Source organism: Sphingomonas sp. 28-62-20, assembly GCF_002281505.1.
Genome location: NZ_NCGH01000008.1, coordinates 17,789 through 37,948, shown reverse-complemented (window position 1 = coordinate 37,948; position 20,160 = coordinate 17,789). Strand labels below are relative to the sequence as shown.

Sequence of the window (20,160 nt, the reverse complement as noted above, 5' to 3'; positions counted from 1 at the left end):
GCATGAGCGTTCCGCACTCCGATATGTCGCTGCCCGCAGCGCCCGAACGCGATCATAGCGGGCATCGCGCCCGCTTGCGCCAGCGATTGCTCACCCATGGCGATGAAGCATTGCTCGATCATGAACTAATCGAATATTTGCTCGCCCTGGCGATCCCCCGACGCGACACCAAGCCGCTTGCCAAGGCACTGCTTGCCGAATTTGGTGGCATTGGCGGGTTGTTCGCTGCCGATCCGGATTCGCTGCTGCGGGTGCAGGGCATGGGGGAAACCGCGGCTGCCGCCATCAAAATCGGTCAGGCGGCGGCGCTGCGCCTGCTGCGCGCCAAAGTCGCGCAACGGCCGGTGCTGGGCAATTGGCAAGCGCTGATCGATTATCTCCACGCCGATATGGCGCATCATGTTAACGAACGCGTCCGCGTGTTGCACCTGAACACCCGCAACATTTTGATCCGCGACGAACTGATTAGCGAAGGGTCGATCGACGAAGCGGCGGTGCATGTCCGCGAAGTCGTGCGGCGAGCGATCGATCTGGGATCGGCGGCGATCATTCTGGTCCATAATCACCCAAGCGGCGACCCAGCGCCAAGTCGCGCCGACATCGATCTGACCCGGCAGATCGCCGAGGCAGGCAAGCGGCTGGGCATTACCTTGCATGATCATATCGTGATCGGCGCGAACGGGCATGTCAGCCTGCGGGCGCAGGGGTTGATCTAGGGCCTGATCGAGCGGCTGATCCAAGCATGGGTTTGGCGGCACGCCAGGTCCCTGCTAGGTGGCGGCACATCTCGAGTCAGTGCTCCTGCTGCAATGACTCATTGCCCGACCCGAGGAACCCCAATGATCCCGCGCTACTCCCGCCCCGACATGGTTGCCCTGTGGACGCCCGAGGCGCGTTTCCGGATCTGGTTCGAGATTGAGGCGCACGCGACCGACGCGCTCGCCGATCTCGGCGTGGTTCCCAAGGAAGCAGCAGCGGCTTTATGGGCTTGGTGGGCGACCAACCCGGTCATCGATGTTCCCGCCATCGATGCGATCGAAGCAGTCACCAAGCATGACGTTATCGCTTTTCTGACCTGGGTTGCCGAACAGGTCGGCGACGAAGCGCGCTTCATGCACCAGGGCATGACCTCTTCGGACGTGCTCGACACCTGCCTTTCAGTGCAACTGGCGCGCGCTGCCGATCTGCTGATCGCCGATATCGATGCGCTGCTGGCTGTGCTGAAGCGCCGCGCGATCGAGCACAAGCTTACCCCGACGATCGGGCGCAGCCACGGCATCCACGCTGAACCTGTCACTTTCGGGCTGAAATTGGCCCAAGCCTATGCAGAGTTTGATCGCAACCGCGCACGGCTGGTCGCAGCGCGCGCGGACATCGCGACCTGCGCGGTTTCGGGTGCCGTCGGCACCTTCGCCAATATCGACCCCGCCGTGGAAGCGCATGTCGCCGCCAAACTGGGCCTGAGCATTGAGCCCGTTTCCACTCAGGTTATCCCGCGCGACCGGCACGCCATGTTCTTTGCAACGCTGGGGGTGATCGCCAGCTCAATCGAGCGGCTCGCCACCGAGATCCGCCATTTGCAGCGCACTGAAGTGCTGGAGGCGGAGGAATATTTCGCGCCCGGGCAAAAAGGCTCCTCGGCGATGCCGCACAAGCGCAACCCGGTGCTGACCGAAAATCTCACGGGCCTCGCCCGCATGGTGCGCGGCTATGTCACGCCTGCGCTGGAGAATGTCGCGCTGTGGCATGAACGCGATATCAGCCATTCATCGGTCGAGCGCTATATTGGCCCCGATGCGACAATCACCCTCGATTTCGCGCTCGCCCGGCTGACGGGCGTGATGGACAAATTGCTCGTCTATCCCGCGCGGATGGAGAAGAACATGAACAAGATGGGCGGGCTGGTTCATTCGCAGCGCGTACTGCTCGCCCTGACCCAAGCGGGCGTCAGCCGCGAGGATTCCTATCGGCTCGTGCAACGCAACGCGATGAAGGTGTGGGAAAGCGACGGGGCCTTATCGCTCCTCGACTTGCTCAAAGCCGACCCCGAAGTCACTGCTGCACTGCCAGCATCCGAGATCGAGGATGAATTCGATCTCGGCTATCACCTGAAACATGTCGACACGATTTTCGACCGGGTATTTGCTCGGTCTTAGCCAACAGACAGTCGATTGGCGCGAGACTGCCCAGCGATCGGCAAGATTTACGGGATCGGCAAGCTCAATTTTTCAAATCCGACGACCTCGTCGTCGCCAATGCGCCGCATCATGACGACGTGCGCCTGTTGCAATCACGATTGCCTGTAATAAAATTGCGCGCATGCGTAACAATTATTAAATCTCCCTGTGCCGGACCTATCCGGCACAGGAGACCAAACCATGCGTCGTTTTGAAGCCGTAGCTACCAGCGTGCTGGCCGTAGCGGCCCAGGCGCTGGTGGTCGGGGTGGTCCTCACCCTCTAATCCATCGGCCCACCGCCCCGCTCACCCGGGGCGGTCAGGCAGCAGTCAAAATCCGCCGCGCCATCACCTTATTCAATCGGTGGACTTCCATCGAAATGGGCCAGGATCGTGGCGCGGGTCTGCCAGAAAAACGGCAAGTTCCACCGGCTTGGGATTTCAATGCCGACAATGGGATCAATCGTAGAATCGATCCGGCGCAGCGACAACAACTGCTTTGAATCGATGCAGTAGAACGGGCTGACCGGCGGCATCAACTCGTCCGGTTCGTTCGCTTCGAGCACGATGGCTAATCGGTTGCTGGTCAACCGCACCATCGACCCGACCGGGAAAATCCCGATCATCGCCGAAAAGGGCGCAACAATCTCTGGGTCATACTGCCCGGGGTTATTGGCGAGATATTCAAGCGATTCAGCCGGTGACCATGCCGCTTTATAAACGCGCGCAGAGGTGGTCGCGTCATAGGTATCGCAAATCGCCGCCATGCGAGCATAAAGAGAAATGCTATTGCCGCGCTGCTGATCGGGATAGCCAGAGCCGTCCATCCGCTCATGATGATGCAGGCACGCATCCAGCACAATCGATGACAGGCGTTCGTTCGTGCTGAGCCCGTCATCTCCCGACATCAGCGTTTCAAAGCCCATGCGGGCATGTTCGCGAACAATGATCTCTTCCTCAACAGTCAACGGGCCCGGCTTGTCGAGCAGCATCGTTGGGACACGCGCTTTCCCAATATCGTGCAACAGCCCAGCAAGGCCGATTTCATGATGCAACGCCGGATCCAGCTTCATCTGGCGGGCGAGCCCAATCATCAGGCCACAAACTGCGACTGAATGAAGATAGGTATATTCATGCCGATCCTTCAGCCGCGTCACGCCCATTAGCGCGCCAGGGTGGCGAGAAATCGATGCGTTAATTCCCGTCACCAGCGGCCAAAGCTGATCGACATTCAACGCCCGGCCGAACCGGAGATCTTCAAAAGCTTTGCCGATCCGCTCCTTGGCAAGCGAAACGATTTGCTGCGCGCGGCGCTTTTCCTGCATGAATGATGCCTTGCGGGCACCAAAGTGCAAAGCAGCAGGCCCCATCGTCGAACGCACCGGGGCGGGTTTAGCGGCTGGTGTGGCGGGTGACGGGCTGCCAGGCGTCCGCCAATCCCCCTGCAGCAAACTTCCGGCTCGTTTGCCAAATCGTCCCTCTGCTTGCATTCCCTGCTCCCGCGATCATCGTCTCGATAGCCCGCTGTGGCGCGAGGAGGTTAGCGAGGCTTAACCCGGCTTGGTAAACGCCAGGTCGAGGGGACGGGAACCAAGGAAGCCCGTGATCCAGACCACCCATTTTGGGCACATGACGATCGGCAAAATGATTTCACCGCCCGTTGGAAACGCAGCAACCGACCGAGAAGCGGCTGATTCAAGGATCAAGCGCAGTGGGTCAGCCGCCTAAGGCGCTCTTCATCTTGGTGAAAAAGCCGCTGGCTTGCGGGCTTTCTTGCCCGGTTTCGGTGGCGCGGAATTCCTCCAGCAATTCGCGTTGGCGCGCTGACAGCTTGGTTGGCGTCTCTACTTCGATGCGGATCACTAGGTCGCCACGCCCGCGCCCTTGCAGCACTGGCATGCCCGCCCCGCGCTGCCGCAATTCCCGGCCGCTTTGCATGCCTGGTGCGATACGGATTGCGTGTCGCTCACCATCCGGGCCGGCGAGAACAATCTCCCCGCCCAATGCTGCTGTGGTAAAGCTGATCGGCGCCCGCGCGAACAGGGTCGTGCCTTCACGTTCGAAGATCGCATGCCGGGCGACGTGCAAAAAGATATACAGATCGCCCGAAGGCGCGCCGCGAGCACCTGCCTCACCCTCACCCGTTAGCCGGACGCGCGTGCCCTCATCAACGCCGGGCGGAATGTTGACGGTCAGCGTCTTGGTTTTGTCGACCCGACCATCGCCGCGGCATGATGGGCATGGATCAGCAATGACCTGGCCGGCGCCATGGCAGGAAGGACAGGTCCGTTCGACCACGAAAAAGCCCTGCTGCGCGCGGACCTTGCCGTGCCCAGCGCAAGTGTTGCAGTGCTTGGCGCTGGTGCCGGGGCGCGCGCCCGTGCCTGAGCAACTGTCGCAGAGCCCGGAAACATCAACGGTGATCTCGCTCGATTTGCCTTGGAACGCCTCTTCAAGCGTGATTTCCATGTCATAGCGCAAATCAGCGCCGCGCCGCGCACTCGACCGCCCCCCGCCGCCGCGACCGCCACCCATGAATTCGCCGAAAATATTCTCGAAAATATCGCTGAACGCGCCGAAATCATCGCCGCCGCCGCCGCCGCCATGCCCAGCACCCTGCCGGAAAGCAGCATGGCCGAACCGATCATAGGCGGCGCGCTTCTGCGGATCCTTCAGCACGTCATAGGCTTCGGAGATCGCCTTGAATCGGCTCTCGGAATCCTTGCAGCCGGCGTTCCTGTCCGGATGATATTTCATCGCCAGCTTGCGATAGGACGATTTGATCGTCGCATCGTCAGCGCCGCGCTCGCATTCGAGCAATTCGTAGAAGTCAATTTCGGTGGTCATTGCCGCCCCGCAAAGTCCTCATCCCCCGTCACGGCATGCGCCGTAACGGGGGCGTGGATGCATCATCTCAAGCCTTGCTGTCGTCGACTTCCGAAAATTCAGCATCGACCACATCTTCGGCAGCGGCTTCGGCTGCAGGCTCACCCCCCGGTGAGGCCTCTTCGGCGGCCTGCTTCTCATAAATCGCCTGGCCCAGCTTCATCGCGACCTGGGCCAATGCATTGGCCTTTTCCTTCATCGCTTCGGGATCGCCGCTTTCGACGGCGGTCTTGGTCACCGCGATGGCCGCCTCAATCTCGCCCTTCAGGCTGGCGTCGACTTTGTCGCCATTGTCGGCGAGCTGGCGCTCGGTGGTGTGGATCAGCGATTCGGCGTTGTTCTTGGCCTCTGCCGCCTCACGCCGCTTCTTGTCTTCCTCGGCGAACTGCTCGGCATCGCGGACCATCTGTTCGATGTCGCGGTCCGACAGGCCACCCGATGCCTGGATGCGGATCTGCTGTTCCTTACCGGTGCCCTTGTCGCGAGCGCTGACATTGACGATGCCGTTCGCGTCGATGTCGAAAGTGACCTCGATCTGCGGCACGCCGCGTGGCGCGGGCGGAATGCCGACCAAGTCAAACTGGCCGAGCATCTTGTTATCGGCCGCCATTTCGCGCTCGCCCTGGAACACGCGGATCGTCACCGCCTGCTGATTGTCATCGGCAGTCGAATAGGTCTGCGACTTCTTGGTCGGGATCGTCGTGTTGCGATCGATCATGCGCGTGAACACACCGCCCAGCGTCTCGATGCCCAGCGACAGCGGCGTCACGTCGAGCAGCAGCACGTCCTTGACGTCACCCTGCAACACGCCCGCCTGAATGGCTGCGCCCATCGCCACAACTTCATCCGGGTTGACACCCGAATGCGGTTCCTTGCCGAAAAATTCCTTCACGACCTGACGTACTTTGGGCATGCGCGTCATGCCGCCGACGAGGACGACCTCATCGATCTGTGCGGTCTTCACGCCGGCATCGGCCATCGCCTTACGGCACGGCTCCAGCGTACGCTGGATCAGGTCTTCCACCAGCCGCTCAAGGTCCGAACGCGTGATCGCCTTTACCAGATGCTTCGGGCCGTTCTGATCTGCGGTAATGAAGGGCAGGTTGACTTCGGTCGAAGCGGCCGATGACAGCTCGATCTTTGCCTTTTCAGCGCCTTCCTTCAGCCGCTGGAGCGCCAGCTTGTCCTTGGTCAGGTCGATACCTTCGGCCTTACGGAAATCCTCGGCCAGGAAGTTGAGCAGCTTGTTGTCGAAATCCTCGCCGCCCAGGAAGGTGTCGCCATTGGTGGCCTTCACTTCGAACACGCCATCGCCAATCTCAAGAATCGAGATGTCGAAGGTGCCGCCGCCCAAGTCATAAACGGCAATCGTCTTGCCGTCCTGCTTGTCCAGGCCATAGGCCAGCGCCGCTGCGGTTGGCTCGTTGATGATGCGCAGCACTTCAAGCCCGGCGATCTTGCCGGCATCCTTGGTCGCCTGACGCTGCGCGTCGTTGAAATAGGCGGGCACAGTGATCACCGCCTGCGTCACGGTTTCGCCCAGATAGCTCTCGGCGGTTTCCTTCATCTTCTGCAGCGTGAAGGCGGAAATTTGTGCAGGCGAATAGTCCTCGCCACCGGCCTTTACCCAGGCATCGCCATTGGGGCCCTTGACGATGTGATAAGGCACCAGTTCGGTGTCCTTCTTGGTGATCGGATCGTCGAAACGGCGGCCAATCAGGCGCTTTACCGCGAACACCGTGTTTTCCGGGTTGGTAACGGCCTGGCGCTTGGCGGGCTGGCCGACCAGCCGCTCGCCATCCTTGGCGAAAGCGACGATCGACGGCGTTGTGCGCGCGCCTTCAGCGTTTTCGATAACCTTGGGCTTGCCGCCCTCCATCACTGAAACGCAGCTATTCGTGGTACCCAGATCGATTCCGATAACTTTAGCCATGATATTGTTCGGCCCCTATCAGTTTGAATAATGCCCAAACGGCAAAGCGCCCGCTCCACCGTTCCAATGTCCGCGATATAGGTGGGCTTTTGCTTGCCGCAAGATTGCAGCCTTTCTAGAATGAAGGCGTTTATCCCATGACGGGCCCATAATGGGAGTGTAGCGATGCGTTTGACGATCAGCCTGGCCATTGCGGCCTGCGTCCTTGGTGCCTGCAGCCAGCCGGCAGAACTGTTTGTGGACAAGGGCTATGTTCGATTGCCCGCGGTGAAGGGCAATCCGGGCGTAGCGTATTTCACGGTGCATGGCGGCGATGCCGATACCAAGTTGCTCAGCGTCACCGCGCCCAGCGTGATCAAAACCGAATTGCACGAAAGCATGATGAGCGGATCAATGGCGTCGATGGCGCCGGTTGCCGACGTGCCTGTTCCCGCCAAGGCCAAGCTGACCTTCGCCCCCGGCGGCAAGCACGTCATGCTGTTCAACATCAACGGCGCGATAAAGCCCGGCGGAACGATGAAGCTGATCTTCACCTTTTCGAACAATCTCAGAATCGAATATGATGCACCGGTAATTGCCGCAGGTGACGCTGCGCCCAAGGGATGAGCGCCGCGGGACGATCGCTGACCAGCGATGAGGTAGCCCTGGCGCGCACCATATTTGGCGCAGAAATTGAGTATGGCCGCGTCCAAATAATCAAGCGCAAATGGGCGTTCTTCCAGCCGCGCGAAACGGTAATGGCGCCGCGCGGCAACATCCATTTTCACCCCGAAGGTTGCCGTTATTGCGCTGATTTCGCGCTGGCTGAGCGCGAGGCGCAAGGGCTCTTCATCCATGAAATGACGCATGTCTGGCAGCATCAGCAGGGCATTTTCCTCCCGCTTCGCCGCCTGCCCTTTGCGCGTTATGATTATAGGATCAGCGCCGACAAGCCCTTTGCGCGCTATGGCATTGAGCAACAGGCGGAAATCGTTCGCCATGCATTCCTCTTGCGATTGGGTGTGCGGCTGGAGGAGCGCCCGCCCCTTGCCCGCTATGAGCAGTTGCTGCCCTTTCGCTAGCCGCAACGCTGGCGGGATCAGCAAGGAGTCGCTAGAGTGGTTTCAATAGAAACTAGTTTGGAGCGGCACGACGATGCATGACCTTGGCCATTTTGGGCTTGCGCGCGAGCGTGGTTTTCTGTCGGCGGTCGAGATTGACGATGTGCTGCTGCCCGACGATTTCGCTGAGGTTGAAGATGCCGCCGCGATCCTTTCCGGCTTGGTCACCACCGGCCGCGTCCGCCACTGGCTGAACGCGTTGCCGCTGCCCGATATTGACGCCTTCCTCGCCAGCGCCGATGAAGCCGCAATCAGCGTGGCGATGGTGCGCTATTCCTTTCTCGTCCAGGCCTATGTCTGGGGTGAGCCGACCCCGCCGGAAAAGCTGCCCGCCAATTTGGCAATTCCTTTTGTCGCGCTGAGCGATGCGATCGGCTTTCCGCCCGTGATGAACTATGCTGGCTATGTGCTGGATAACTGGTTCCGGCTCGACAAATCGGGGCCAATCGCGCTCGACAACCTGGTGATGGACCAGCATTTCGCGGGCGGGCAGGATGAAAATTGGTTCGTGCTGATCCATGTCGCGATTGAGGCAGTAGCGGGTCGTGCGTTAGCACTTGGCGTCGATCTGGTCCGGGCAAGTGATGCCGGCGATGCCGCGCAGGTCGAAGCGCTGCTGATCGAGATGAATAGCGTGTGGGACGAGATTAACGCGATCTTCGACCGTATGGTCGAGAAGTGCGATCCCTATATCTATTTCAACCGCGTCCGCCCCTACATCAACGGTTGGAAGAATAATCCAGCCATGCCCGACGGGCTAATTTATGAAGGCGTCGCCCGGTTTGGCGGCAAGCCCCAGCCCTTTCGCGGCCAGACCGGCTCGCAAAGCTCGATCGTGCCGACGATGGACGCGTTATTCCAGGTCACCCACACCCAGGATGAGCTGCGCGACTTCCTTGCCGAGCTCCATCATTATCGTCCGCGCAAGCACCGCGCATTCATTGAGGAAATGCAGGCGGCCAGCCACTTGCGCGATTTTGCCAAAGGACAGCCGCAGTCGCTGAAGGACGCGTTCAATGCTTGTGTCGAGCAAGTCGCTCGTTTTCGCAGCCGCCACCTGGAATATGCCGCCGCCTATATTAACAAACAGGCGTCGCATGCGGTCGGCAATGATCCCGATGTCGGCACCGGCGGCACGCCGTTCATGAAATATCTGAAAAAGCATCGCGACGAGAACCGGGCCCAAATAATTTAGGCGCACCGACACTCCAAGCTGACGGCCATCGCTCGCCGCGATCGTCAAGAGGATTCCCATTCCCGCCATTTGGCGTTAGCGTTGCTGGCATGATCGGATTTCGGGGGAGGCGCGCGGCCAGCGCGATCGCGGCAACGCTTGCCTTATCGGCGTGTGCGGGCAGCAATATCCGCCCGGTTAGCGACACGCCGGTCAAGATCGGCCAACCCTATCAGGTGCGCGGCAAAACCTATTATCCAGAGGCTGATCAATCTTATGACATGCTCGGCTATGCCAGCTGGTATGGCCGGGAAAGTGGCAACCGCACCAGCAATGGCGAGCAATTCCATATCGCCTGGATCACCGCCGCGCACCGCACGTTGCCGCTGCCTACTTATGCCGAGGTGACGGCGCTCGACACGGGCAAGCGGATCATCGTCCGGATCAATGACCGGGGCCCTTTTGGCCCAAGCCGCCGGATCATCGATCTGTCGCGCGGCGCGGCCGACGACCTCGGCATTATCCGGCAGGGCGAAGCCCCGGTCCGCGTCCGCCGGATCGAACCGTCCGATAAAGACCGCAACCGGCTCCGCAGCGGCAAGCGCGCGCGCGATCTGTCCCCGGTATCGGAACGCATCCTGCGCAACCTGCGCGCGCAATTGGCGCGGGGGCCGCGTTAGAACCGTTTGCAATCACATCGCATCACCTCTTAGCCCCTCCCCTGAAGGGGAGGGGTGAGTTGATTTGATCACAACCAGCTCCAGGGCAGCGGGCAGCACCCTTGAGTCACCGCCCTAACTGTTTTGGATAGTCAATGAGCAGCATTGTTGAGCGCCGGTCGAGGTCTCTACTTACGCCTCACCGATAGCACTTTCGGGCAATCACTCCGCGCTGTCAGAGCGCGTCGAAATCAACCACGCCATCCTTGTCGATGGCATCGTTCGCCTCAGGCATCGGATATTTGAGCCCGGTGGCGCAGTTGAACAACACGACCTTGTCCGCCTCGCTCACCAGCCCGTCCTTTAGCGCCAGTCGGTACGCTGCCAGCGTCGCGCCGCCTTCGGGGCATAGCAGCAACCCGTCTTCGCGGGCACAAAACGCCACCGCTTCTTCGATCAGATCGTCGTCGACTGCCATGGCGATACCGCCGCTCTCGCGTACCGCACGCAGGATCAGGAAATCGCCCACCGCGCGCGGCACACGAATGCCGCTCGCGATCGTATGTGCACCCTCCCAGCGATCAGCATGCTCGACGCCGCCATCGAACGCCTTGACGATCGGCGCGCAGCCGCTGGCCTGCACAGCGATCATCTTGGGGCGCTTGCTGCCGATCCAGCCAAGCTTTTCCAGCTCGTCAAACGCTTTCCACATGCCAATCAACCCCGTGCCGCCACCAGTCGGGTAGAAAATCGCATCGGGCAGCGTCCAGCCGAACTGCGCGGCCAGCTCCAGGCCCATCGTCTTCTTGCCCTCGATCCGATAGGGCTCTTTCAGCGTCGAGAAATCGAACCAGCGTCCTTGCGCCGCGCCCTTGCCCACAATCGCCCCGCAATCGTCGATCAGCCCGTTGACACGGTACACCCGTGCGCCTTGTAGTGCGATTTCGCGCACGTTGATCTCAGGCGTGTCGTCGGGGCAGAAGACGATGGTCTCGATCCCGCAGCGGGTGGCATAGGCGGCGAGCGCCGCGCCTGCATTGCCGTTGGTGGGCATCGCGATCCGCTTCACGCCCAATTCCTTCGCCATGCTGACTGCCATCACCAGCCCGCGCGCCTTGAAAGAGCCCGTCGGCAGCCGCCCCTCATCCTTCACCCAGGTGTTACGCCCGCCCGATGCGGGGATGGGGACCAGCGGTGTCTCGATCTCCCCCAGGCTGACGACATTGTCGGTGTGCCGCACCGGCAGCAATTCGCGCCAGCGCCACATATCGGTCGGCCGCGCCTCGATCAGCGCGCGCGGGATCGCCGCCTTGATGGCACCCAGATCATAACGGACCAGCAACGGCCGGCCGACGCGCGACAGGCCGTGGAGCTGATCGGCCTCGTAGCGCTCGCCTGTCATCGAGCATTCGAGATGGGTGACGAAAGTCGGGCGATCGGTGGTGATGTTGAGGTTCATTCCGTCCTTTAGACGCAGCTAGTCGTCGAATTCCAGCGCTGCCGCCGCGCCACCGGAAAGATTGAGCGGGCGGTTTGGCTCTACAGGGCAGGCCTCGCCCTCTGGATGACCTGGGCCGCGCTTCCTGTTGATCCTGTCGATGACCGATATCAGGGTCAGCCGCAGGCCCGGGGCAAGTTTCAAGTCGACGAGCTTGGAGGAGAAGGCTGGCCGACCCAACGGCATGTCTGCGCGGGGTCGCGAAAACGGACGTTTTGAAAACAATGGGTCGGGATGCGGCATTGCAATCACTCCGGTTTTTTCGCCACTGCCACTAAGGCCGGCCGCAACAACCGGTCGCGAATCATATAACCAGCCTGCATTTCCTGCACGATCGTGCCGGGCGCTTCGTCGCTCGGCATTTCCAGCATCGCCTGGTGGCGATTGGGATCGAGCATCTCACCGACCGAGTGAATCTTGGTGATGCCATTGCGACCAAAAATCGCCTCCAGCTCACGGCCAGTCGCTTCCAGGCCAGCAACCAGGCCCTTCATCTTCTCATCGGTGCGCAGCTCGTCAGGCATCGCCGAAAGCCCGCGGGCGAGATTATCGGCCACCGACAAGATATCGCGCGCAAAAGCCGTCACGGCATAGGCGCGCGCGTCGACAGCTTCCTTCTCGCTGCGGCGACGGACATTCTGCGCTTCGGCGTGCGCATAAAGCACCGCCGCTTTTGATTCGGCGAGTTCAGCCTCAAGCACGGTGATGCGTTCGGCCAGCAATTCGGCCTCTCCAAGGTGCAGCGCTCCATCGGCGACTTCCGCCGACGCTTCGGTTTCTGCCACTTCGATTTTTTCTTCTTCCATCATGCTCGTCATTCTTACCCTGTTCCGTGTCACGACATTAGCCGGGCCAGTGTCGCGGCGGTGAAATCCACCATTGGCACAACGCGCGCATAGTTCAACCGTGTCGGCCCGATGACACCCACCACACCGACAACGCGCCCATCCAGACCGTGGAACGGTCGAGCGATTACCGAAGATCCAGACAACGCGAACAGTTTGTTCTCCGCGCCGATAAAGATCCGCGTCGCATCGCCTTCGCGCGCGCTATCAAGCAATTGGGCAATCTCTTGCTTACCTTCAAGGTCATCGAGCAAATCCCTGATCCGATCGAGATCGGCCGCCGCCGCCGCATCGATCAACCGCCCCTGCCCGCGCACGATCAGCACCGGACGGCGACCGCTATCCTCGCTCCAGATGGCCAGCCCCTGGTCGATCAGCGCCCGCGCCGCGCCATCGAGTTGGGCACGTTCAGCGGCAATCTCCCGCTCAATCTTGGCGCGGGCCTCGGCGAGCGTCATCCCGCTCAGCATCGCGCTCATATAATTGCCGGCCTCGACCAGCGAGGAGGGCGTCACCGCCTGTGGCAAATCGATCACGCGATTTTCGACCGATCCGTCCTCGGCGACGAGCACTGCCAACGCTTGGTGCGCGGCGAGCGGCACGAAGCTGATCTGGCGCAATACCAGCTCGCGCTTGGGCACAAACACCAGCCCCGCACAGGCCGACAGGCCGGAAAGCGCCGCCGTGGTGGCCGCAATCGCCTCCTCCACCGGCCCAGTGCGCGACAGCCGCGATTCGATCGCGGCGCGCTCCTCCATGCTCGGCTCCATCGCCTGCATCATCCCGTCGACGAACAGCCGCAGCCCGATATCGGTGGGCATCCGCCCGGCGCTGGTATGCGGGGCGGCCAGCAGGCCAAGCTCCTCAAGATCCTGCATCACATTGCGGATCGAGGCAGGCGACAGATTGAGCCCGGAGAGCTTGGAAATCGTCCGCGATCCAATCGGCGCGCCCGAATCGATGTAGTTCTCGACAACGGTCCTGAACACATCGCGGGCGCGGTCAGTCAGTTCAAGGATGGGTGGGTTCATGAGTCATAGCTATGGTGTCGCTAGGGTTGCGGCAAGTTTTTCGGTTGGATGGGGCACGCTGAGGCGCGGAGAACGCGGAGGATGTTGCGGTCGGGGAAATCTCGCCGCGCAGCGGCAACCATGAAGTAGACTTGTCCGCTTACGCGGAAGAGCAGTCCCAATCTAGACCCCTCCGCGTCCTCTGCGCCTCTGCGCGAAATCCCCTACTGCCTTTTTCCTCCGCGCGCCCCCGTCTTCGCGTAATCCAAACCCGCCCCCCGGTTGCACCCACCCCCCAATCCGTTAAGGCACCCCCAAATCATCTCCAGGAGACTCCCGACATGCGCCCTTCCGGCCGCGCCCCCGATCAAATGCGCACGATCAGCATCGAACCGCGCTTCACCAAGCATGCTGAAGGATCGGTCCTGATCGGCTTTGGCGACACCAAGGTGCTGGTCACCGCCAGCGTCGAAGAGCGCCTTCCGCCCTGGCTGCGCGGTAAGGGAGAGGGCTGGGTTACCGCTGAATATGGCATGCTCCCCCGCGCCACCCACACCCGCGGCAATCGCGAGGCGGCCAAGGGCAAACAATCGGGCCGCACCCAGGAAATCCAGCGGCTGATCGGTCGCTCCCTGCGCGCGGTCACCGACCTGAAATTGCTCGGCGAGCGCCAGATCACGCTCGATTGCGATGTGATTCAGGCCGATGGCGGCACCCGCACCGCCTCCATCTCGGGTGCCTGGGTCGCGCTGCGCCTCGCCATTGACGGCCTGATGGCGGAAGGAAAACTGACCGCTGATCCGCTGACCCAGAAGGTCGCCGCGATCAGCTGCGGCATCTATCAGGGCACGCCGGTGCTCGATCTTGATTATGATGAGGATTCGAACGCCGACGCCGACGCGAATTTCGTCCTGCTCGAAAACGGCAACATCGCCGAGGCACAGGCCACCGCCGAGGGCGCAACCTATGACGAGGAAGCGCTACTCCGCCTGCTCCGCCTCGCCCGCATCGGCTGTGCCGATATCTTCGCGGCTCAGGCCCGCGCCGTCGCGAAATGACCGATCTGCCCCCGCAGGCGATCCGCAAGCTCGCCCCCGGCAAGCTCGTCATCGCCACGCATAATGCGGGCAAGGTGCGCGAGATGACCGACCTGCTGTCGCGCTATGGCATCGAAACGGTGTCGGCGGCCGAACTCGACCTGCCCGAGCCCGAGGAGACCGGCACGACCTTCGTCGCCAATGCCGAATTGAAGGCACTTGCCGCCGCTGACCTGTCTGGCCTGCCCGCGCTCGCCGACGATAGCGGGTTGTGCGTAGAGGCATTGGGCGGCGACCCCGGCGTCTACACTGCCAATTGGGCCGAGACGGCAGACGGCACCCGCGACTGGATGCTCGCGATGACAAAGGTCGAGGAAAAGCTCGCCGCACTCGGCCCCGACATCAGCCGCTCGGCGCATTTCGTCTCGACGCTCGCGCTCGCCTGGCCCGATGGGCATGTCGAATGGTTCGAAGGGCGGATCGAGGGAAAGATGGTCTGGCCCCCACGCGGGGAACTGGGCTTTGGCTATGATCCAGCGTTCGTCCCCGAAGGCGAAACACGGACCTTTGCCGAGATGAGCTTTGCCGAAAAGCAGGCGAACAACCACCGCTCGCGCGCCTTTGCGAAATTGGTGGCGGCGGTTTTCTAGGCCGGTTCGTGAGTGGGGAGCACGGTTAAGTCGACCATGATCTCCCCCGAAATGGCCTCCAGCGCGGCAATTACGGTGTCGGGGTCGACATCGTCCGGCACCGTCAGGCTGGCGCGTGCGCGGAAGATGCGTTCGCCTGACCAGGCACCGTCATCCACCGTGCTGTCGAAATCCTCGATATTGACGTTCAGTCCCGCCAGCACCGTCGTCACCTCGCGCACGATCCCCGGTCGGTCCGCGCCGACCAGTTCCATCGCCAGCGCATGCCCTTCCACCGCGCCATCGGCGGCTGCGGCGATCACGGTGACGGTCAGCATGCCGGGATCAATCGCGTTGACCGCCGCCTCCAGCCGCGCCGAGTCGCCCTCGGCAATTTCGACCAGCACCGAGCCGACATATTTGCCGCCCAGCCGCGCGAGCTGGCTCTCCAGCCAGTTGCCTCCGGCCGCGTGAACAGCCTCGGCAAGCTTGTTGGTCAGGCCCGGCCGGTCGCTGCCGACCAGTGTCAGGATCACCGAAACCGTCATCTGCCCCTCCGTCGATTCTTTGCGCAACAGTTGCACAGCCGCGCGCAGGACGCCACAGGGCAGCGCGTGACCGACCCCCTTGCCCTTTACGTCCATTGGCCATTTTGCGTGTCGAAATGCCCCTATTGCGACTTTAACAGCCATGTTCGCGAGAGCGTTGATCAGGCGGCGTGGCGTGCGGCGCTGCTGACCGACCTGGCCTATGAAGCGGCGCAGTTGCCGGGGCGGCGGCTGAGCTCGATCTTCTTCGGTGGCGGCACGCCGTCGCTGATGCCGCCCGCTACCGTCGCGGCGATCATTGCGGCCGCCGAGCATGCCTGGGGGTTTGAACCCGGGATCGAGATCACGCTGGAGGCCAACCCGTCCTCCGTCGAGGCCGCGCGCTTTGCCGATCTGGCGGCAGCAGGCGTCAACCGTGTGTCGCTCGGCCTGCAGGCGCTCGACGATTTGGCGTTGAAATTCCTTGGCCGCGCGCATGACGTGGAGGAAGGGCTCGCCGCGCTCGCCACCGCGCAGCGCCATTTTGCGCGCGTCAGCTTCGACCTTATCTATGCCCGCCCCGACCAGACACTGGCCGCCTGGGAAGCTGAACTTGCCCGCGCGATCGGCTTCGGCACCGAACATCTCTCGCTCTATCAGCTCACTATCGAACCCGGCACGCGCTTTGCGACTGACGCCGCGGCCGGGCGATTGCAGGTGCCCGATGCCGATTTCGGGGCCGATCTGTTCGAGCTGACGCGCGCGATGACCAGCGCCGCTGGCCTGCCCGCGTATGAAATTTCCAATCACGCCAGGCCGGGGGCAGAAAGCCGCCATAACCTGATCTATTGGCGGTACACGGACTATGTCGGCATTGGTCCGGGTGCCCATGGCCGACGGGACGGCGTTGCCACGGTAAGGCACAAAAAGCCTGAAAACTGGATGAGCGCGATCACCCGCAACGGCAATGGCGCCGAAAGCGAAACCCCGCTTGCCCCGGCAATGCGCCAGACCGAAGCGATGCTGATGGGATTGCGGCTGGGCGAAGGCGTCGATCTCGCGCGGATCGCCGCGCTTGGCGAGTGCGCGATCGATGCGGTGATCGATGAGAATGCCGCCGCAACGCTTGAACGCGAAGGCCTGATCGTGCGGGACCGGACGCGGCTGCGTGCCACTGATCGCGGCATGCCAGTGCTCAACGCTATCCTGGCGGCGCTCATCGCCTAGGCGATGAGCGCGCTCGCGGCGTTATTTCCCGAATCCTGTCGGCGCGGGTGAGACCGGGCTAGTCGCGCCGGGCCGGATTTCCTGCACCTCCAGCGCGCGTTCGGCAACGCCGTCGCGACCGAAGCGAAAGGCACCATCGATCCCGGCAAAGCCACCGCGATCATCGAGCCGATCCTGTGGGAAGGGCGCACCAATCGGCCAGTTGCGCATGATCCGCACTGTCAACAATACCGCATCATAGCCGAGGCTCGACAAGCGATAAGGAGCCAGGCCGAATCGCGCGCGGTATTTGACGGCATATTGGCGATAGAGATTGTCCGACACGCTGGCGAACCAGGCCCCGTTCAGCGCCGGCTGGCTGGTGATCGAACTTTCTGTGTTCCACAAATCGGTGCCGAGCACCTGCGTCGCCCCGCCGCCATTCTTGCGGATGATTGGGACTGCGACGGCCGCTGTGCCGGCGCTATCGGGGATCAAGACCGCATCGTATGGCGCATTTTTCGCCATCCGGGTGATCGCCGCGGTGATCGCGCCGGGGGTGCGATCATAGGTTTGCAGCGTGACCACCTTGCCGCCAGCGCTTTCTACCGCGCGCAGCAACGCCGTGGAGGCGCGTTCGCCGTACAGGCCGTTGGGCACCAGCCCGGCAAAGCTGTTCAGCCCTCGACTGCGGGCATAACCAACCACACGCTCGATTGACTGAATGGGGGCATAGCCAAGCAGATAGGTGCCATTGCCCGCCACGCTGGTGTCGTTCGAAAAACTGATCAATGGCACCCCCGCCGACCGCGCAATCGGCGCAACGGCGCGCACATCTTCGGCAAGTAACGGGCCCAGAATCAGCGTGTTGCCATCGCTAATCGCCCGGCTTGCGGCATTGGCCGCCCCCAAATTGGTATCGTAGTTGGTGATCCGGATGCGATCATTCTTGGTATCGAGCACCGCCAGCTGTGTCGCATTGGCAATCGAGAGCCCAACCCCGGCATTGCCGCCAGTGAGTGGCACGAGCAGCGCGACGCGCTGTCGCGCGACATCCTGCGGGATGCCGGCATCAACCTTGGGCTGCTGCACGGGGACCGGGCGAGTCGCCGCTGGGCGATCGACCGGCACCACGGGGCCGCGCGGCACCACTGTCTGGCAACCGGCAAGCGCCACCGCCGTGGCAACCACTGCCATTTTGCGAAACAACGATACGAGTCGTTGCGGTTTCCCTGTGGCCTCTGCCATGACTATCCCCAATGAACGCCGAACTTTCACCCGGTCTCTATATCGTTGCCACCCCGATCGGCAATCTCGGCGATTTGTCGCCGCGCGCCGCGCATGTCTTGACGCACGCGGCGGTAATCGCGGTTGAAGACAGTCGCGTGACAGGCAAGCTGCTCAACCATATCGGCGTGAAGCGGCCAATGACGCCGTATCACGATCACAATGCCGAACAGGTCAGGCCCGGATTGGTTGCGCGGATGGCGACTGAAGCAGTGGCGCTAGTGTCCGACGCCGGGACTCCGCTCATCTCCGATCCAGGGTACAAGCTGGTCCGTGATGCGCGCGCGGCGGGACATGCGGTGGTGACGATTCCCGGCCCCTGTGCGGCGGTTGCGGCGTTAACGCTGGCCGGGCTGCCGACTGACCGATTTCTCTATGTCGGCTTCCTGCCGCCCAAGGCGCAGGCGCGCGCCGAAGCGATCGCCGAAATTGCCGGCGTCCGCGCCACGCTCGTCATCTATGAATCGGGGCCAAGGCTGGGGGCGCTGCTGGCGGCGCTTGCCAAGGGGCTTGGCGACCGTGAGGCAGCGGTAACGCGCGAGATCACCAAGCATTTCGAAGAAGCGGTAACGGGCACGCTGCCGATGCTCGCTTCGCGCTATGCCGATGCGCCGCCCAAGGGCGAGATTGTCGTCGTTGTCGCTCCCCCCGGCCCGCCTGAAGCTGCCTCCGCCGCTGATGCTGATTTGGCCCTTGCCGAGGCACTGACCCGCTTGTCGGTATCGCAGGCCGCAGGTGAGGTCGCCAAGACGCTGGGGCTTGATCGCAAGGCCTTATACGCGCGGGCGCTGGAACTGCGGGGATGACCGCCGCCCGCCAAGCCGCCGAAGCGCGCGGGCGACGGGGCGAACGGATCGCGGCGTGGTATCTGCGATTAAAGGGCTGGCGGATCCTTGATCGACGCATTCGGACGCCCGCCGGTGAGGTCGATCTGATCGCGAAGCGCGGCCCCCTAATCGCCTTTGTCGAAGTGAAGGTCCGCGCGACTGCTGCTGAACTTGATTTCGCGATTGACGAGCGTCGGCTTGCCCGCGTTGCTGCTGCGGCCGAAATCCTGATGCCGCGTTATGCCACCGGCGGCGAGGATATCCGCATCGACGTGATCCTGATCGCGCCCGGCACGCGCCCCCGCCATATCGAAAATGCGTGGATCGGATGACTTCCGGCTAAAGCCGCCCTAGATACGCCCAATCCCCCCGCAGGAACGCAAGCGCATGACCCTTACCGTCGCCGTCCAGATGGACCCGCTCGACAGCATCAACATTGCGGGCGATTCAAGCTTCGCGCTGATGCTGGCAGCGCAGAAGCGGGGGCATCGGCTGTTCCATTACACCGCCGAGGACCTGAATTATGCGGACGGCCATGTCTGGACGCATGCTCATCCGGTGACTGTCCAGCGCGAGGTGGGCAATCATTTCAGCTTTGGCGAGGGGATAAGCCTCGATCTTGGCGAGCAGGTCGATGTCGTGCTGATGCGTCAGGACCCGCCCTTTGATCTCGGCTATATCACCGCCACCCATCTGCTCGAACGGATCGCGCACCGCACCCTGGTGGTCAACGATCCCGTCAGCGTCCGAAACGCGCCCGAAAAGGTTTTCGTGCTCGATTACGCTCAGTTCATGCCGCCAACGCTCGTCACCCGCTCGCTTGACGAGGCACGCAAATTCCTGGCGCAGCACGGCGAAATCGTCGTCAAACCGCTCCACGGCAACGGCGGCAAGGCGATCTTCAAGGTCGGCAGCGACGGCGCGAACCTCTCCGCGCTGATCGAGGTATTTAACACCGCCTGGCGAGAACCGCATATGGTGCAGGCCTTCCTCCCAGATGTGGCAAAGGGCGACAAACGCATCGTGCTGGTCGATGGCGAGATTGCAGGCGCGATCAACCGGTTGCCTGGCGAAGGAGAGATTCGCTCCAATCTCGCGGTTGGTGGCTCGGCGGTGAAGACCGACCTGACACCCGAAGAACATGAAATCTGCGCGGTGCTCGGCCCAGAACTCAAGAAGCGCGGCTTGCTGTTCGTCGGCATCGATGTGATCGGCGGCAAATGGCTGACCGAGATCAACGTCACCTCCCCCACGGGCATCGTCGCGATCGAGAATTTCAACGGGACGGATGTCGCGGGCATGATCTGGGATGCCATTGAACGCAAAGTCCTGACAGCGGGCTGACGCCAGCGCTGCCATCCCGCG

21 protein-coding genes are annotated in these 20,160 nt (G+C 62.2%); 12 read left to right on the top strand and 9 right to left on the bottom strand.

Going from position 1 to position 20,160, the window contains the following annotated elements; genetic code table 11:
• Positions 1-2: 2 nt before the first annotated feature.
• Both radC and purB read left to right on the top strand, forming a co-directional pair.
• Positions 3-716, top strand: coding sequence for a DNA repair protein RadC (radC, locus tag B7Y43_RS08145; RefSeq protein ID WP_374131139.1), 714 nt, complete (start codon positions 3-5; stop codon positions 714-716).
• A gap of 123 nt (positions 717-839) precedes the next feature.
• Positions 840-2,156 (top strand): adenylosuccinate lyase, encoded by a 1,317-nt coding sequence (purB, locus tag B7Y43_RS08140; RefSeq protein ID WP_374131138.1) that lies wholly within the window; start codon positions 840-842, stop codon positions 2,154-2,156.
• A gap of 374 nt (positions 2,157-2,530) precedes the next feature.
• On the opposite strand, the gene B7Y43_RS08135 is transcribed toward purB, so the two are convergent.
• The 3 genes from B7Y43_RS08135 to dnaK form a co-directional block, all read right to left on the bottom strand.
• Positions 2,531-3,502: an HD-GYP domain-containing protein gene (locus tag B7Y43_RS08135; RefSeq protein ID WP_374131137.1), complete on the bottom strand. Its 972-nt coding sequence runs from the start codon at positions 3,500-3,502 to the stop codon at positions 2,531-2,533.
• A gap of 391 nt (positions 3,503-3,893) precedes the next feature.
• Positions 3,894-5,024: a molecular chaperone DnaJ gene (gene dnaJ, locus B7Y43_RS08130; protein WP_374131136.1), complete on the bottom strand. Its 1,131-nt coding sequence runs from the start codon at positions 5,022-5,024 to the stop codon at positions 3,894-3,896.
• Positions 5,025-5,091: 67 nt separating this feature from the next.
• On the bottom strand, positions 5,092-6,996 hold the full coding sequence (gene dnaK / locus B7Y43_RS08125) for a molecular chaperone DnaK (protein WP_374131135.1): 1,905 nt from the start codon (positions 6,994-6,996) through the stop codon (positions 5,092-5,094).
• A gap of 165 nt (positions 6,997-7,161) precedes the next feature.
• Here dnaK and B7Y43_RS08120 point away from each other — a divergent pair, with 165 nt between their 5' ends.
• From B7Y43_RS08120 to B7Y43_RS08105, 4 genes are all read left to right on the top strand, one after another.
• The gene (locus B7Y43_RS08120) at positions 7,162-7,602 is read left to right on the top strand and encodes a copper chaperone PCu(A)C (protein WP_374131134.1); all 441 of its coding nucleotides are present in this window, start codon (positions 7,162-7,164) and stop codon (positions 7,600-7,602) included.
• The gene (locus tag B7Y43_RS08115) at positions 7,599-8,057 is read left to right on the top strand and encodes a vgr related protein (protein ID WP_374131133.1); all 459 of its coding nucleotides are present in this window, start codon (positions 7,599-7,601) and stop codon (positions 8,055-8,057) included. Before B7Y43_RS08120 ends, B7Y43_RS08115 begins: the two co-directional genes overlap by 4 nt.
• 73 nt (positions 8,058-8,130) lie before the next feature.
• The gene (locus B7Y43_RS08110; RefSeq protein ID WP_374131132.1) at positions 8,131-9,291 is read left to right on the top strand and encodes an indoleamine 2,3-dioxygenase; all 1,161 of its coding nucleotides are present in this window, start codon (positions 8,131-8,133) and stop codon (positions 9,289-9,291) included.
• Between the two features lie 89 nt (positions 9,292-9,380).
• Positions 9,381-9,950: a septal ring lytic transglycosylase RlpA family protein gene (locus tag B7Y43_RS08105; protein WP_374131131.1), complete on the top strand. Its 570-nt coding sequence runs from the start codon at positions 9,381-9,383 to the stop codon at positions 9,948-9,950.
• A gap of 214 nt (positions 9,951-10,164) precedes the next feature.
• On the opposite strand, the gene B7Y43_RS08100 is transcribed toward B7Y43_RS08105, so the two are convergent.
• From B7Y43_RS08100 to hrcA, 4 genes are read right to left on the bottom strand one after another with little or no spacing between them, the layout of a single operon-like run.
• Entirely contained in the window at positions 10,165-11,388 is a 1,224-nt protein-coding gene (locus B7Y43_RS08100; protein WP_374131130.1) for a threonine synthase, read from the bottom strand.
• 18 nt (positions 11,389-11,406) lie between these two features.
• Positions 11,407-11,670: a hypothetical protein gene (locus B7Y43_RS08095; RefSeq protein WP_374131129.1), complete on the bottom strand. Its 264-nt coding sequence runs from the start codon at positions 11,668-11,670 to the stop codon at positions 11,407-11,409.
• Positions 11,671-11,675: 5 nt separating this feature from the next.
• Entirely contained in the window at positions 11,676-12,236 is a 561-nt protein-coding gene (locus tag B7Y43_RS08090) for a nucleotide exchange factor GrpE (RefSeq protein WP_374131293.1), read from the bottom strand.
• Between the two features lie 26 nt (positions 12,237-12,262).
• Positions 12,263-13,303 carry a heat-inducible transcriptional repressor HrcA gene (hrcA, locus tag B7Y43_RS08085; RefSeq protein WP_374131128.1) on the bottom strand — a complete coding sequence of 347 codons (1,041 nt, stop codon included), beginning with the start codon at positions 13,301-13,303 and terminating at the stop codon, positions 12,263-12,265.
• A gap of 320 nt (positions 13,304-13,623) precedes the next feature.
• On the opposite strand from hrcA, the gene rph reads away from it, so the two are divergent.
• Positions 13,624-14,340, top strand: a complete 717-nt coding sequence (gene rph, locus B7Y43_RS08080; protein WP_374131127.1) for a ribonuclease PH — start codon at positions 13,624-13,626, stop codon at positions 14,338-14,340.
• The gene (gene rdgB, locus B7Y43_RS08075; protein WP_374131126.1) at positions 14,337-14,969 is read left to right on the top strand and encodes a non-canonical purine NTP pyrophosphatase; all 633 of its coding nucleotides are present in this window, start codon (positions 14,337-14,339) and stop codon (positions 14,967-14,969) included. Before rph ends, rdgB begins: the two co-directional genes overlap by 4 nt.
• On the opposite strand, the gene B7Y43_RS08070 is transcribed toward rdgB, so the two are convergent.
• A complete protein-coding gene (locus tag B7Y43_RS08070; protein WP_374131125.1) occupies positions 14,966-15,496 on the bottom strand; it encodes a glycine cleavage system protein R in 531 nt (176 codons plus the stop codon). The genes rdgB and B7Y43_RS08070 overlap by 4 nt on opposite strands.
• A gap of 66 nt (positions 15,497-15,562) precedes the next feature.
• On the opposite strand from B7Y43_RS08070, the gene hemW reads away from it, so the two are divergent.
• Positions 15,563-16,702 carry a coproporphyrinogen-III oxidase family protein gene (gene hemW, locus B7Y43_RS08065; protein ID WP_374131124.1) on the top strand — a complete coding sequence of 380 codons (1,140 nt, stop codon included), beginning with the start codon at positions 15,563-15,565 and terminating at the stop codon, positions 16,700-16,702.
• A gap of 21 nt (positions 16,703-16,723) precedes the next feature.
• Here the strand turns inward: hemW and B7Y43_RS08060 are convergent, their stop codons facing one another.
• Positions 16,724-17,929 carry a penicillin-binding protein activator gene (locus B7Y43_RS08060; protein ID WP_374131123.1) on the bottom strand — a complete coding sequence of 402 codons (1,206 nt, stop codon included), beginning with the start codon at positions 17,927-17,929 and terminating at the stop codon, positions 16,724-16,726.
• 11 nt (positions 17,930-17,940) lie between these two features.
• Between B7Y43_RS08060 and rsmI the strand changes: the two genes are divergently transcribed.
• From rsmI to gshB, 3 genes are read left to right on the top strand one after another with little or no spacing between them, the layout of a single operon-like run.
• Positions 17,941-18,774 (top strand): ribosomal RNA small subunit methyltransferase I, encoded by an 834-nt coding sequence (gene rsmI / locus B7Y43_RS08055; RefSeq protein WP_374131122.1) that lies wholly within the window; start codon positions 17,941-17,943, stop codon positions 18,772-18,774.
• Positions 18,771-19,127 carry a YraN family protein gene (locus B7Y43_RS08050; RefSeq protein ID WP_374131121.1) on the top strand — a complete coding sequence of 119 codons (357 nt, stop codon included), beginning with the start codon at positions 18,771-18,773 and terminating at the stop codon, positions 19,125-19,127. The genes rsmI and B7Y43_RS08050 overlap by 4 nt, the downstream gene beginning before the upstream one ends.
• A 55-nt stretch (positions 19,128-19,182) precedes the next feature.
• Positions 19,183-20,139, top strand: coding sequence for a glutathione synthase (gene gshB / locus B7Y43_RS08045; RefSeq protein WP_374131120.1), 957 nt, complete (start codon positions 19,183-19,185; stop codon positions 20,137-20,139).
• The last annotated feature ends 21 nt before the right edge of the window (positions 20,140-20,160 follow it).